Raw genomic sequence first — 15,362 nt, 5'->3', positions numbered from 1 at the left:
GAACCATTATCATACGTCAACATGAAGTCAACATTACATCGAATAAAGGAGCAGGCTATGGCACATCTTTCCCCAGTGAAGCAAGTTCAGCAACACCGCGGCAGACGTAAGGGCGTGATCACACGTTTCCTGAAGCAGACGGACCTGCAGCTCATGGTTCTGCCAGGTATTCTCGTGGTACTTGTGTTCAGCTATATTCCGATGTACGGCGTCCTGATGGCATTTCAAGATTACAGTATATTTAAAGGTTTCATGAACAGCCCATGGGTTGGGTTCAAGCACTTCGAAATGTTCTTCCGATCGCCGGAATTCAGCGAAGTGATGCGCAATACGATCGTCATCTCGATGTTGAAGTTTGGTATCGGGTTCCCAGCTCCGATCGTGCTTGCGCTGATGCTGAACGAAGTGAGGAACATAGCGTTCAAGCGGGTAGTGCAGACAATCAGTTATTTACCGCACTTTCTGTCCTGGGTTATTGTAGCGGGATTCGTCATGTCTATGCTGTCAACGGATAACGGAAGCGTGAACATCCTTCTCCAGAGGTTAAGCGTTATAGATGAACCGCTTAATTTCCTGTCTCTGCCGGAGTATTTCTGGGCGATTCTAGTGACCACTGGGGTATGGAAGGAGATTGGCTTCGCTTCGATCGTGTACTTGGCCGCGATTGCCAGTATTGACCCGCACATGTATGAGGCCGCGGAGATGGACGGCGCGAGCCGATTCAAGCAGATGTTCCTGATTACGCTGCCTTCCATGATGCCTGTTATCATCATCTTCATGGTTCTGGCGATCGGTAACCTGCTGAACGCGGGATTCGATGATATTCTCCTGCTTGGCGTCAATCCGGTGCTGCGAGATGTCGCTGACGTGCTCGACACCTATGTGTATCGAATCGGGATTCAGAACAACAGGTATTCCTACGCGACGGCGGTAGGACTTTTCAAAGCCGTCATCAGTGTAGGGCTGCTCACAATGGCGAATTATATCGCGCGTAAATCTGGTAACAGTCTATGGTAAATTCTAATCTGTTCGTAAGGGAGGGGATTGTTCATGATGCGACTATCCACGGGTGACCGTATGATGAACTCGACCATCTATGTGCTGCTGGTGCTCCTGACGTTCTCCACGTTCTACCCATTCTGGAACGCGCTGGTTATCTCTTTCAATGAAGGTATGGACACGGCTAGAGGCGGCATTACATTCTGGCCGAGAGCCTTCACATTCGAGAATTACGGCGTCGTTCTAAATGATGCCAGGCTGCTTAACGGATTCTTCATCTCCGTCCTTCGTACCGTCGTCGGTACGCTGACCTCGATCTTGGCCACGGCGGTGTTTGCCTACGGCCTTTCGAAGAGAGAGTTGATGGGACGCCAGTTCTACATGGTTGTATGTATTATAACGATGTACTTCAGCGGCGGTCTCATTCCTTCTTTCCTGCTGATCCGCGAGTTGAATCTCATGAATTCCTTCTGGGTGTTCATCATTCCTTCGCTCATCTCCGTATGGAATATGATCATCTTCAGAACGTTCTTCCTGGGACTGCCCGCAGGTTTGGAGGAATCTGCAAAGATTGACGGCTGCGGCCATTGGGCCACTTTGTTCCGGATCGTCATCCCGTTATCCGGTCCCGTCATTGCGACGCTGGCGCTGTTCACCGCTGTTTATCACTGGAATGATTGGTTCCTTCCGAGTATCTATATTTCCAATGAAAAGTTGTTGCCGATTCAGACGATGCTGAAGCAGATTCTGAGTTCCAATATTATGTCGGAGCAAGTGTCTCAGATGGATTCCGCTGCGCAGGGACGCATGGCTCAGATGAGGTCGGTGACCACCAAGTCGCTCTCGATGGCGACGATGATTGTGGCAACCGTGCCGATTATCGCGGTATATCCGTTCCTTCAGAAGTATTTTGTGAAGGGTGTGCTCGTAGGCTCGTTGAAAGAGTAGTGACCAAGGTGTGGTTTTGAGCGCAAGCTTGAACATAAATGATCATGAATCGAAAGGGGATCAGAGACATGACGGTAAGAAGATCTATGTTAACGGTTATCGTAACAGTGGTTACAGCGGTAACGTTCCTTGCAGGCTGCACAGGCGGCAACAATGCGGAACCGCCTGTGAAATCCGGCAATACCAATCAGGGAGGAAACGAGCCCAAAGCTGCTGCTTCGATGTACGAACTAGGAAAGGAACCGCTGGAATTCAGCTTTTACGGACACTATGATTGGTATACGATGCCGAATTGGGGGGATGATGCTTCTTCCAAGTGGGTTATAGAGAACAAGAAAGTGAACATTACGGCTGTACATTCAGGCGGTGCCGCTAAGCAGAAATTGAATACGATGATCGCCACGAACGAGCTGCCGGATACGATCTGGCTGGACCGCGGTGCCGATGTGGAAAAGCTTCGCCAGGCGGGCATGTTGGTCCCCCTCGATGAATATATCGATAAATATCCGAACTTGAAGAAGTGGATGGGCGAGGCGGCCATTAACATGCTTCGTTCCGAAGACGGCAAGCTGTACCAGATTCCTAATTGGTATACGAGTCAACCGAACGGCAATTCCGGCTACGTCGTCAACAAAAAGATCTACGAGGAATTAGGTTCTCCGAAGCTGGAGACGACGGACGATCTGTATACGTATCTGAAATTGGTCTCAAGCAAGTATCCCGACGTCACCCCGTTCGAGCCGCATCTGGCCAAAGACGGGCAGGGGCTGAATGTGCTGTACTCCGCTTTCCTTGAGAACAATAAGAGCTTCCCTTCCATTCACGCGGTGCCAAGCGGCGACCAGTTGGTCTCGATCTTCACTGACCCTGTGTTCCGTGAATCCATGCAGTACACAGCGAAATTGTTCCGTGAGAAGCTCATTACTCAAGATGCGATGACGCAGACGCTCGACCAAGTGAGGGAGAAAGTGATGACTGGCCGCGTCGCGGTATTCGCATCAGCAAGCCCTACTGATTTTGCGATGCCTGCGCATACCGAACTCAATGCTAAAGATCCGAAAGCCGGATACTTCATGATCTGGCCGATTCACAAGGAAGGGTTAGATAAGAACCGCATCTTCCCGGGAACATACAATCAACTGGGTTGGAACGTTATGACCATTACACAAGCCGCAAAAAATCCGGAAGCGATCTTCGCGTTCATAGATTGGCTCAGCGGGCCGGAAGGGCAGAGTGTGAACATGTGGGGCCCGCCGGGACTGTATTGGGAAGGTGTGGAAGCTGACGGTTATACTCCTAAGTTTACAGATAAGTATGTTAGTGACGCTGCAGGGCTTACCAAGTTGCAGACTGCGGCCCTTAACTGGAATTGGGTTGGCAATACCGTCTTCGTAGACAGAACGAAAGCGAAATTCGAGAGTACCCTGCCGCCGGAGAAACAGAACTGGGCTACCCGTTGGCAGAATGAAATCACTTGGAAAACACAATCGGATGCGACGGAATTCGTTAACTTGGATCCGATGCCGGAGAGCGAAGAGGGCATCATCCGTCAGCGCATTGAAGATCTCTATCTGGAAACAAGAGCGAAGGTGTTGTTCGCGAAGACAGATGAAGAAGTGCTGTCGATTCTCGACAAAGCGGAGAAAGATGCGCAAGCGGCCGGTTACGGGAAGCTGCTGGCGTATAAGACAGAAAAGTGGCAGGCTAACCTCAAGAAATTGGCAGTCGGGAAGTAATCATGATTTTCAACAGGGTCCTTCGGGAGTATACTGTACGTATACTCCCGGAGGATTATTTTTCATATAAAAGGAGAGGATTCCATGTACAAGGTGTTGCTGGCGGACGATGAGATGCTGGATCTGGAAGGGATGAGAACGTTCGTACCCTGGCATGAGCTCGGCATGGAAGTGGTCAGCGGGGTTACGAACGGGTTCGCGGCGGTCAAAGTGCTGGAATCGGAGAAGATTGATATTCTCGTGACTGATGTTCGTATGCCCCATATGACCGGTCTTGAGTTGGCGGGGAGAGCATTGGAAAGACGGAAAGGGATTAAGATTATTTTTGTAAGCGGTTACCAAGATTTCCATTATGCCAAACAGGCTATAGCACTGAATGCTTCCGGGTACGTATTGAAACCGATGGATGATCAGGAACTGATTCATTCTCTGGCCAAAGTGCGGGATGCATTGGATGAAGAGCAACAGCAGCAGCAGATATACAGCCAACATGTGCATCCTCAGGCAATAGAGGAGGTTCAGGTGAACGCGATAAGGGAAGCGGGTAAGCTTAAAAAGAACTGGAAGTTGATTAACGACATGAGGAATTATGTAAGGGAACGGCTGCATGAGAATATTACGCTTAAGGACGTGGCCAAGGCCTATTCATTTTCGCCCAATTATCTCGGACAACTGTTCAAGGAGGAGACGGGAGAACACTTCAGCGATTGTCTCATTGCCATGCGCTTGGAGAAAGCGTGTGAATTGCTGACTTCCACGAACCTTAAGGTCTACGAAGTCGCAGAGGCTGTCGGGTACCGGTATCTTCCTTATTTTAGCAGACAATTCAAGGAAACTTACGGGTTGACACCACTGGAGTACAGAAGAAACTAGACGGGATGATACGGATGCCGAAATATATGCCCTTCAGCTATAAGCTAATGCTCTCTTACAGTATGTTCATCGTCGTCCTGGTACTTCTCGGGGGATACGCAGCCAACGAAATCTTCGTGAACTCGATTCAAGGCCGCACCAGGGAAATCCAATCCGGTACAATTCACCAGATGAAAGACAATATTACGTATAAAGTCGACGATCTGGTACGCATCTCCAATATGCTCTATCTGGACGACACGCTGTCCGGTCATCTGCGGCATTACGAAGAGGGCTGGGTCAGCTATGAAGTGACGAAGAAATATTTACTCCCTAAGCTGCATACGACGATTGAGGCGGCCAACGATCCGATCTGGATGTCGATCTATTTGCACAACCCCGCTCTGCCTGAAATCTATCTCGATCACAGCGGCACGGATCCGTTGAAAGATAACCGTTCTCTATTCGACATCTACAACATCAGACGTATTCAAGATAAGCAGTGGTACAAGCAATTCCCTAAGGAGAAGTATGGTCAAACGATGGTATGGGGCCAGGTTGAAGATGACGCGCAATACGGCCGAATCTCGTTGTTGCGAAGGATTGTAGATACCAATGAGCCGCTAAAGTTAGAGGAACACGGTTTTATCAGAATCAGCATACGACTGGCAGACTTAATGGAGAGTGTGGAATACGACAAGATCGGCAAAGGCACAAAGTTGTTCATCATGGATGCGCAGGGCCGGACGATCTCCTCCTCAGGTCAGACGGGACCGGATACCAAAATAGAGGACATTACGATCATAAGGGAAGAACTTCCAAGGTTAGCATGGCATCTCGTGGCATGGGTACCGATGAATATAACCGACGAGGCGACGGGACAATTCCGGTATTGGACCATTATGGTGTGTGTTGGATGTATTCTGTTGTTCTTCTCCGCCGGTTTCTTCTTATCGCGTCTGTTCGCGAAGAAGGTCAATAAGATTGTCATGGTCCTGCATTCGTTCCAAGAAGGGGATTTTCAGAAACGGATTCACTTCCGCGGCAAAGATGAATTTACCCAGATTTCCGAATCGCTCAATCGGATGGGGCAGCATACAGGGGACTTGATTCGTGAAGTGTATATTGCCAATCTTCAGAAGAAGGAGGCCGAGCTCGAATCCCTGCAGGCTCAGATTAATCCGCACTTCCTGTATAACACCTTATCGTCCATCAGCCGTTTGGCCCAGTTCGGACAGCTCGATAAGTTGCAGCAGATGGTGTTGGACCTGGCCAAATTTTACCGTCTTTCGTTAAATGAAGGACGCACCGTTATCCCGATCTCCAGTGAGTTAGAGCAGGTGGAGGCCTATATCAACATTCAACGAACGAAGTACGGGGACAGTGTGGAGGTCAGCTATGACATCGCTCCGGAATTGCACGCTTACAACACGATTAAGCTGATTCTTCAGCCCTTCGTAGAGAACGTGTTTGAGCATGCGCGGTTTGAGGACAAGATCAGTATAAGAATTGTGGGCGGCTTGGACTCTTCGGATATTTGGTTCAAAATAATAGATAACGGCATCGGAGTTCACCCCGACACGTTAAGGTTGCTGTTCGACCCGCTGAAAGGCAGCGAAATAGGCTACGGAATCCGCAACGTGCATCAACGGATAAAACTGCATTATGGTGACGCATATGGCGTGGAGATCTACAGCAAGCCGGGGATAGGGACGACTGTGTTGATTCGGTTTCCTCCAGATGGATAATGGTAGTATAAAGGAGACATTTGATGAAGAGCCTCGGGCTTTTGGCCAGGGGGCTTTTGGCGTTGGAGCGGATGTCGGTAAGGTGTTTGAGTGTAAACCATTCAAGGTGGCTTGAACACTTTGTAATTGATGGTTACGGCCAGATTATAAAGCTCCGACGGGCCGGTAAGTTGTAAGTGCTGCAACACCTCGACCGGATAGGAGAAGGGGAGACCCTGTCCCCAGTAACCGGCATTGGAGGTAATGGCATGAAAAGTTCGAGCCTGTCCTCGCAGTGGACGATTTGGGGAATATGTAAAGAGCCGCTGCACAGTTCGCGGCGATGTAAATGATTTGGACGGATTGGCCGCTCTGCTGAAATGACAGCCGTAGATGCGGGTCATGTGCAGTGCTCCCTTGTTTGACTAGTAATCTCATTATAACGGTGTGATATAGTGAAAGGGATAGGAGGGTGACGGGATGAGAAATAATGTAAAGCTGATTGATGCGCATATTCATTTGGATTTGTATGAGGCCGCCGAGATGGAGACGATGCTGCAGGAGCTGGAGCAGCCGGAGTCGACGATCGGCGCGCTGGTGGCCGTCAGCATGCACATGGACTCGTGCATGCTCGTCCGCGAGCTCGCGAAGCGCTCGCCTGCGCTCGTGAAGCCGTGCTACGGCTTCCATCCGGAGCAGCCGCTCCCGGGAAGCGCCGGCTTCGAGCAGCTCCTCGCCTGGATCCGTGTGCACGCACACGGCATGGCGGCGGTCGGCGAAGTCGGCCTGCCCTGGTACACCCGCGCCGAAGCGGAGGCGCGGGGGGAGCGCTTCGACATTACACCGTATGTCGAAGCGTTGGACCGGTTTGTCCAGCTCGCGGCGGAGCTGGACAAACCGGTGGTGCTGCACGCGGTGTACGGCGATGCGCGGACACCGCGTGCAGCATATTGGAGCGGCGTGGCTGCACGCGCGCGCATTTCCACTGGTTCAAGGGCTCGCCGTCCACGGTCCGGCGCATGGCAGCGAACGGATACTATGTATCGTTCACGCCGGACCTGCTCTACGAGCCCGAGATCCAGGAGCTGGCCTGCGTCTATCCCCGCGGGCAGGTGATGCTCGAAACGGATGGCCCGTGGCCGTTCGAGGGACCGTTTGCCGGACGGCTGACACATCCGTCCATGATGGAGGAGTCGCTCCGGGTATGGAGCGAAATCCAAGGCCTGCCGCTGGAAGAGGCCAGAGAGCAGATCGTGAGCAACACGAAGCGTTTCTATAGGTTCGATTAACCGTTTTATATGGGGGGGATCCTTGCATGAACGTTACCATTTCGCGCTGCGATGCCCTGTCACCAAAAGAAAAACCCGCCCGACAGGAACATGTCCTGATCGGGCGGGTTTTATTGTTGTTACCTCAACTTTAGTTTATACGGCCGGCTTTCTGTAATAGCGTATAGATCACGAGCGCGGAAGCTTCCCGGGTTACCGGAGCTTTCGGCATAAATGCGGAGCCGTTCTTGCTGGAAACTCCTTTCATTAAGCCGGTGGCCGAAACGGCTCGAATGCTTTCCTTAGCATAGGAGCTGAATTGCCCTGCATCCGTAAAGGAGGCAGCCTGTTCCGCCGGAGAAAGATCGAGAAGTTTCAATGATTTTTCCAGAATGACCGCAAGTTCTTCCCTGCTGATATTCCCATTAGGATTGAAACGGCTGCCATTGCCTGTGACCAGGCCTGCTTGATAAGCGGCGGCAACATCTGCGGCGAACCAAGCTTTCTCTGTCACGTCTGTAAACGGAGTGGCGGCGTCTTGATGCTGAAGCCCCAGCGAGCGGGCGAGAATCGATGTCAATTCCGCACGAGTGATGCTCCGTTTAGGTGAGAATGCCTTCGATGAAGTGCCTTGTACAATAAATTGGTCGGCTAACATTTGGATCTCGTTCTTAGCCCAAGACGTTCCGATATCTCCAAACGACGTATGGCGGGAGGCGGCAACGTAGCTCGAGAAGCCGGGACGGCTGATCGTTACGATCGTGTCTCCGTTCTCCCCTTGAACGAATTTGGCCGGGATCGGATACACTTTGTTTCCGTCGCTATACAGAACTCCTGTTGCCTGAAGTCCCGCAGACTGATGGAGGACAAAAGAACGCTGGATGCTCTGATTCGGCGCAATCTTCATAGGAGAGGCTTTACCGTTCAGTACAGTTTGCGCTTCAAAAGCATATGGATTTCCGACAATCGAAGTGCCGGTGAACTCCTTGGTAAACAACGACGAATCTCCGGTTTCCTTGGAGATGCTGAATACGGCGTCAGCACCTTCAGGAATACTGGTAAGTGTGGAAATAGGCGGAGCCACAGCGGCCTCATCCCAAACTAAAGAGATGGAGCTGCCTGCAGGAGCGCTTTTCCAGATCGGAAGCTGGGAAGCAGGAAGCTTCAGCAGCGCCTCACCTGTATTCGGCGCGTTGACTCCGACTACGAAAGCGGTCGGTTTCTTTCCTGCGTCAGTCAACGCTTTGCGAAGATCGTCATCTGTCACGGTAACGGTAGTTTTGTCACCGTCAGGTGCTGTATGGGATGCCACGAGCTGGACCGATTGACCTTTCGATGCAACCGTATCCGCCAATTTCTTGTTGATAGGGTTACTGTCGTTGTTAGGCGGCGGAACTATGCCGGGATTGTTCCCTGGATTGTTCCCTGGATTGTTGCCTGGATTGTCCCCGGGTTCTTCCTCACCGTTGTCTGGCGAAGGCTCATTGTTTACATAAATCGTTGCAAAGCTAAAATCAAAGTCTTGGAATCCGTCGGGGCCTAAATTAGCCACTATTGCCGCAACTTTGTACGTGCCTTCCGGCAGCTGATCCAGTACATAATACTCATTTGTCTCATTTGGACGGATAATGCCTCCGTCGAAACCTGGAATATTCCATTTCCCTGCGGACAGCTGTTTCAACTGCTGTGTGGCGGGGTCGATTTCATATAGTTGGGCCGCCGTTCCATTATAATTTCCTTCGATATCGTAGATATCCAACAACATCACGTTCATGTTGTCTGAATTTAGCTTAACCGTCATATCAATCGGCTCATCGGCATAAACGGTACGGCTTGATAATGAGTCAAATTGAACTTTCAAATCATTGTTATCCGAATCGTCCCCTACATGGATTACAAAAGGCAGATGAAGTGACGGATAATTCGGATTTTCGAGCAGCACTTCACCCTCATATACGCCGCGGGCTGCGTTAGGGAGCGCCTTCGCGGTTAGAGTCAATGCCCGCTTTTCTTTAGGATCCAGCGTCACTTGTTTCGAGGGACCGTCGAATCCGCTCAAAGCTACATTCACCTGATTCACGTCAGGGGTTGGAATCGGATGATTAGGATCTGACGTCACCTTTGGGTGCATCACGACACTCGCCGTGTAGGCAAGCGGCGCATCCGACATGTTCTTCACTTGAAGAGGCTGCGACACAAGCTCGTTTGCCTCCGGATCTAAAGTTCCGAAGCTGATGCTGCTGGATTCGCTCGGCATCGTGATCGGATGAAACTCTGAGTCGTAGATGGTTATACTGTCCATCGCCTGAAGCAGAGCCGGCGTTTTTACGGCCTTGGCGATATTAGCCCGTCCTGCTCCTTGTGAATAGACATCGTACTGCGTTCCTTCATAATTGCTGATTACATCGGCGGTATTCGCCAATGCCGCCCGAATATCGGCCGGTGACCATTCTCTGTGCTGTTGCTTGAGAAGCAGCGCTAAGCCGGCAATATGAGGCGCAGCCATACTGGTTCCGCTTAAGCGGCCGTAGGCGCGTTCATAGCTTACCGAAGGGTCGGCCGTGCCGTCAGGCAGTTTCGCGTAAGCAGGCAAGGTCGAATAAATATTGACACCGGGAGCGCTGATATCGGGCTTGATTCCAAAATTCCCGTCCGAGTTCGGTCCGCGGGAACTGAATTCCGCAATCGTGTCACCCGAGAGTTTGATCTCAGGGAAATTTGCTTTAAAGGTAAACGTAAATGGCTTGCCCATATCCAAATTTCTGGCAATTTCTCTTCCCATAACACCAGGCATATCAATTAGAGGAATATATTTATGGCTGTCACCAAGTGCCGCGATCGAACCGATCGGGCCGTCCCGACCGGGAATATTCGGATCCAGATTAGGCACGGTCAAGCCATTTTCGTCAATTTTGTCGACTCCGTTGAAGACCACAATGCCGATAGCCTCGTGCGCCTTGGCTATTTTCACCTTCTCCTCAAAGGAAATCGATCCGCGGGAGACGAAGGCAATTTTTCCGCTTAAAGGCGGAGCTGTATTATAATCTTCTTCCCTGCCCAGGCCGGCATAGACGGCTTCTACCGGATCGGTGCCGAAGATCGCGGCAAAGTCCGTCTTGCGGGTTTCCCAAGACACCACATTCATTTCGGAATAGGTATCGGATGTAACCGAGTTTTTCAAGGACGCCTTGTATTGGACGCTAGGGCTGGTAGAAGCTGCTACGGTAATGGCCAGCTGTGCGGATGCAGGTGAACCCATGGAGTAATAATATGGGACCGAGCTTCCGTCGTTTCCGCTTGCCACAACCGCGACGACTCCCGCAAGAACTGCGTTATTTACTGCGATCGAGTCCGGGGAGTTCGGATCCTTCTCCGCTTTGTTGCCCAGCGACAGGTTAATCACATCCATGCCGTCTTCCACAGCATGCTCAATGCCGTTAATGATTTCGGCCGACGTTCCCGATGCTTCGTGTCCGCTGTAAGGATCTTTAACGCCAAGTACTTTATATTCATGCAATTCAGCTTTGTAAGCGACGCCCTTCTGGACAAAATCTCTCGTTTGGCCGTTTACCGCCCTGCCGGCAATCGTCCCCGAAACGTGGGTTCCATGAGAGGATCCTTCATACTGGGCTTGAGGAAGGGGCATATCCTCATACGGGTCGGAATCTTCAAAAAGAGAATCGTAGCCGTAATCGGTTCCTTGGAACGCATCTTTCAAGTCCGGATGCAGATAGTCGGCGCCGGTATCAATAACCCCTACTTTCAGGCCTTCCCCGGTAAGCCCCTGTTCCCACGCCTGATCAACTCCCAGTTGTTTCAACGGAGCTGAATCATAGGAATAGGTCGTGTCGGTAACCGTTGAAAAGCTTTCCGAAGAAACCATAGGATAGTAAAGCTGGTTCTCGTAAATCGACTTTACACCGGACAGGCGGGCTAACGCCGGAATTTGATCGGCCTCAATCGTGATTTCCATCCCGTTGAGGACCGTATCGTAGTTGTAATTAACGCTAAACGAAATGCCGGCATCCTTTGCAGCCTCAAGGAAGGAGGCTTGTTCGCTCCTTACCTTAGTAGCGGTGGATTCTGCGGCCAGTTCCCGGTTGCCCGTCTTAGCTGCGTATTTACCGATGGAGGCAGGCAAGCCTGAGAGTTGGACAATAACATTGATTTTATGATTGGATTTCGTATCAATGGCTGGAGAAATAAACGCGCCGTACGGCATAGAGAAGCGGTTCCGGGCAGATGGGTTTTTAAACAGCTCCTTTTGCAAAAGCTCATGCAGCTTACCTAGCTGCGGAGCGTCGGCAGGCACAGGCTGACCGCCGGCAGCCGATACAGCAGGACCGGCAAGGCTGGTCAGCAGCGCCGCCGCCGTCAGCAGGGAGAAACACTTTTTAAATAAGGAAGTCTTCAAGTCAAATACCTCATTTCAGCAGAATAAAAACGGATTATTCCAAAACATTAAAAGAATCAATCGTAATGCCGTACCCTGTAGATGCGTCCTGCTTTTCTCCGGCAGAGACTACCTTCACGGTATGGGATCCGGCCTTCAGAACAGGCGATGTATAAACGGTAACCTGGTATTTGGCTTTCGGGCTGTACCAATCCACAGCTTTCGGGGTAACTAGCACTCCGTCAATGTAGATGTTGGCTTTTCCAAGATTTTTGCCCGTATTGGCCTGCACAGCCACTCTTGTCCCGTTGAAGGTGTATTCGGCTTCGGCTTCCGCTTTGTTCGAAAATCTCTGCGCGCCTCCGGAAAATTTAGTTCCGTAAGACACACCCCATGCGCCTTTATAGATCACGAGGCTGTCGGTGGAGTAGGTTAAATTCGAGACGACCCATTTATCAATGGTAATTTTAGTCGGGTCGGTCTTTCTGGCCGCAGGGTCATGAAGCCCTGTCCAGCGGACTTTGACCGTATGCTTGCCGTTAGGCATTGAAAGCTTCAGCAGGGACTGCTTCGTTAAAGGCTTCGGACTGTATAGGGAAAGGGAAGTTATTTTCTCTCCGTCAACGTACACATCGGCGATCCCGTGATCGCTTCCTTTCGTACCGACCCATTCCAGCTGATTTCCTTTGAAGCTGAATTCTGCACTTCCTGCAGCATCCAAGGTATGGATCGAGCCTCCCGAGTAGCCGGAGCCATGCTGTACAGACCACGGTCCGTCATAAGACAGGGCGGGGTGGGTGTCTTCAAATGCTCCCCATTGGTTATCGGTCTGCACGGTAAGCTGGAATTGGCCGGCACCTGCGAACGCGTGCACATTGACATAATACGTTCCGGATTTCGGTACTTGATAAGAGACCGTTTCCTTCGAGCTGTTCGGCGTTTCCGAATAAGCCACGATGCCCGCGCTGCTTGCCACCGTGGAAGCGGTCGGGTCAAATAAAATCAAATCGAAATCGGTACCCTTGTCACCCGATAGGGAAAGGTTGACTTTCTCCCCTGCTTTCATGTCTACGGCGTAGACCAAGTCGTTGCGGGCAGCTGAATTCAGCTTGTCGGTTACGAAGGAATCCTGCAACGGAGTTCCTGGGATATCCTTATCCCATACCGCTCTAAACGCATTGACCATTCTTCCGCTTGCCGTAATACCGGCTAACGAGCTGAGCGGTTTGCCGCTGTTCATCAACCTCTGCTTCACAGACGCGGCTTCCATAAACGGATACTTGCTCAACACAAGCGCAGCCGTACCTGCAGCATTGGCCGCCGCCATATCCGTTCCGGTTTTATAACGGTAATAACCGAAAGGCCATTCCAAATTGATAGCGGTGCTGGGATCCCTAGACAAAATAAGGTCCAATTCCCGGTTAGCATCCCAAACGGTATAGGTTTTGCCATCATAGATCGAATTTGCTGCAGAAATCACTTTTCTATCGTAAACCCCTTCACCAGCCACGACCAATTGCAGCATCTCTTTTACAAAAGGGGTATTTTCCATATTAGATAACGAATTTTGTCCGGTAAGAAGAAGACGGCCTCCTTTATTTAAATATTCAGTCAAATTCGTCTGATCGGTCCCTGTTAGAAACGATTTACCTTCGCCGATACGAAAGTATCCCGTATACCAGATAACCACATCATACGAGCTCAGCTCAGCAGCGTCCGGACCGTTCTCGGACTGGCCGTCTGTGCCTTTTAACGTATACTCCACGTTAGGATGGTTCTGTCGGTAATTCTCGATTAAGCCGTGATAAATATCGGCTACGGAATCGCTGCTTCGAGGAAAAAATCCTCCGTCATCGATTTTGTTATCCTGCATCATCAGCACTTTGACCTTTCCGTCGCCGTTGCGGTCATCGGCCAAATAATCGACTGCGACATTAAACATATCCTGCCGCTGCTTCGGATCATTGTGGTGATACTCGTCAATGGGGACGTTCTCAAAGCCGATCCCGTTATAAATGGCTTTATATTCATAGCCAGTCTCTGGAACATATTTCCTGATCTCCGCGGCGTATCCCACTTTCACATTAGGGGATGCGGACACGACATAATCTCCGGGTGCCGCTACATCCACCAGCGATTTGCCGTAGCCTGAACCGTTGGCAAGATATCCGCCTCTGTCGACCGCAGTTACGCTGAGAACATTGTCGCTGTTGAAAGCTGCAGGGTATACCGGAGAAGCATCTACATTACGCTCGTTCCGGTCTCCGGCCGCAGACACGAACAACATGGAAGACTGCTCTACCGCTTCGTGCAGCGCCTGGCTGTACACGGGTATAGCCCAGCTGATATTGGCTATTTTGGCGCCATGCTGATCCGCATATTCGATTGCTCGGATGGCGTCGGAGATGTAGAATCCATTCTTGTCCGCGATCTTGAGCGGCATAATCTTCACGTTCGGCGCTACGCCGGTAATGCCGTTGTGATTCGTGATTTTGCCTTGGGAAGCTGCAATCAGGCTCGCGAGTTGGGTTCCGTGATAGTCTCCGAACCCGTCATCAATATCAAATAAGCTTGCGTCGTTATGTATGAAGTCCCATCCGTGGATATCTCCTTTAACAGGGTCCGGGTGCGGATTCTGCCAAATCTGATGCTGCAAATCCGCCAAATCGATTTGAACTCCGCTGTCAATCAGGGCGACGACGAGATCCGTGCTTCCTTTTGTAACAGCCCATGCTTCAGGGGCGTCGATATCGATATCCGGCGTTCCCGCAGGGGCATCGCCATCATGTAGTGTTTGCCCGGTATTGTTAAGCGACCACTGGTCAACAAAAAACTGGTCCTTAGGAATGACAGGTTCTGGAGCATTTGCATACTTAGCGTTATCTAAAGCGGCGGACTTCGGTTTCAAGTCGTCTTGAACTTGAGGCAGCTTCACTTTATAGTCCGGTTCTGCGTAAAGAACATCAGGGTTTTTCTTTAATTCGTCAATCAGGCTTGTAACATCCGTTCCCTCAGCCGTTTGAAGTAAAGCTGCGTGAATGTTTTCCAGGGGAGTGACCTTGCTGATTTGCTTTGAGAAGCTTTTTTGCAGGTCGGAGTTGGAGGAGGTAATTCCGCTTTTATATTTGACGATAATCCGTCCGGAATCATTTGCCGGCTGCAAATCTTCCAACGCTGCGGAAGTATCGGATGCGCCGCTTGTTTGTAAAACCGGTGTACCGGGAATGTTGATTACGGGCTCCGTGATCGGCTTCAATTGGCTCGTTCTGAGCTTAACCGGCGCAGCCTTCGATAAGGCGCCGGCGGCGTAAGAAGGTGCCGGCAGGTAGGCGGAGAGAGTCATGCCTAGAGTGGCTGTGACGACAGCTTTATAAAATCTTTCTTTTTGCCAAAACAAAAATAACACTTCCTTCGTCAAAATGTGATGGAGAATCGGTTG

At 50.8% G+C, this 15,362-nt stretch carries 9 protein-coding genes and 1 pseudogene; 7 read left to right on the top strand and 3 right to left on the bottom strand.

The window, feature by feature from the left end; all coding sequences use genetic code 11:
• The first annotated feature begins 57 nt into the window (after positions 1–57).
• From ACFSUF_RS14385 to ACFSUF_RS14365, 5 genes are all read left to right on the top strand, one after another.
• Positions 58–1,017, top strand: a complete 960-nt coding sequence (locus ACFSUF_RS14385) for an ABC transporter permease (protein WP_377603645.1) — start codon at positions 58–60, stop codon at positions 1,015–1,017.
• A gap of 33 nt (positions 1,018–1,050) precedes the next feature.
• A complete protein-coding gene (locus tag ACFSUF_RS14380) occupies positions 1,051–1,947 on the top strand; it encodes a carbohydrate ABC transporter permease (protein ID WP_377603644.1) in 897 nt (298 codons plus the stop codon).
• Between the two features lie 68 nt (positions 1,948–2,015).
• A complete protein-coding gene (locus ACFSUF_RS14375) occupies positions 2,016–3,683 on the top strand; it encodes an extracellular solute-binding protein (protein WP_377603642.1) in 1,668 nt (555 codons plus the stop codon).
• 84 nt (positions 3,684–3,767) lie between these two features.
• Positions 3,768–4,556: a response regulator transcription factor gene (locus ACFSUF_RS14370; RefSeq protein WP_377603641.1), complete on the top strand. Its 789-nt coding sequence runs from the start codon at positions 3,768–3,770 to the stop codon at positions 4,554–4,556.
• Between the two features lie 14 nt (positions 4,557–4,570).
• Positions 4,571–6,283 (top strand): sensor histidine kinase, encoded by a 1,713-nt coding sequence (locus ACFSUF_RS14365; RefSeq protein WP_377603640.1) that lies wholly within the window; start codon positions 4,571–4,573, stop codon positions 6,281–6,283.
• 101 nt (positions 6,284–6,384) lie between these two features.
• On the opposite strand, the gene ACFSUF_RS14360 is transcribed toward ACFSUF_RS14365, so the two are convergent.
• Positions 6,385–6,666, bottom strand: a complete 282-nt coding sequence (locus ACFSUF_RS14360) for a hypothetical protein (protein ID WP_377603639.1) — start codon at positions 6,664–6,666, stop codon at positions 6,385–6,387.
• 76 nt (positions 6,667–6,742) lie between these two features.
• Here ACFSUF_RS14360 and ACFSUF_RS14355 point away from each other — a divergent pair.
• Both ACFSUF_RS14355 and ACFSUF_RS14350 read left to right on the top strand, forming a co-directional pair.
• A pseudogene (locus ACFSUF_RS14355) lies at positions 6,743–7,123 on the top strand (TatD family hydrolase); the annotation flags it as partial.
• Positions 7,124–7,212: 89 nt separating this feature from the next.
• Positions 7,213–7,551, top strand: a complete 339-nt coding sequence (locus ACFSUF_RS14350) for a TatD family hydrolase (RefSeq protein WP_377603638.1) — start codon at positions 7,213–7,215, stop codon at positions 7,549–7,551.
• 130 nt (positions 7,552–7,681) lie between these two features.
• On the opposite strand, the gene ACFSUF_RS14345 is transcribed toward ACFSUF_RS14350, so the two are convergent.
• Positions 7,682–11,944, bottom strand: coding sequence for a S8 family serine peptidase (locus ACFSUF_RS14345; RefSeq protein WP_377603637.1), 4,263 nt, complete (start codon positions 11,942–11,944; stop codon positions 7,682–7,684).
• A 34-nt stretch (positions 11,945–11,978) separates the two neighbouring features.
• The gene (locus tag ACFSUF_RS14340; RefSeq protein ID WP_377603636.1) at positions 11,979–15,320 is read right to left on the bottom strand and encodes a S8 family serine peptidase; all 3,342 of its coding nucleotides are present in this window, start codon (positions 15,318–15,320) and stop codon (positions 11,979–11,981) included.
• Positions 15,321–15,362: the final 42 nt, after the last annotated feature.

The organism is Paenibacillus gansuensis (genome assembly GCF_042684925.1).
GTDB classification, from domain to species: domain Bacteria; phylum Bacillota; class Bacilli; order Paenibacillales; family DY6; genus Paenibacillus_N; species Paenibacillus_N gansuensis.
Note: the sequence above shows the minus strand (reverse complement) of the source record. Positions and strands in the feature narration are given on the sequence as shown.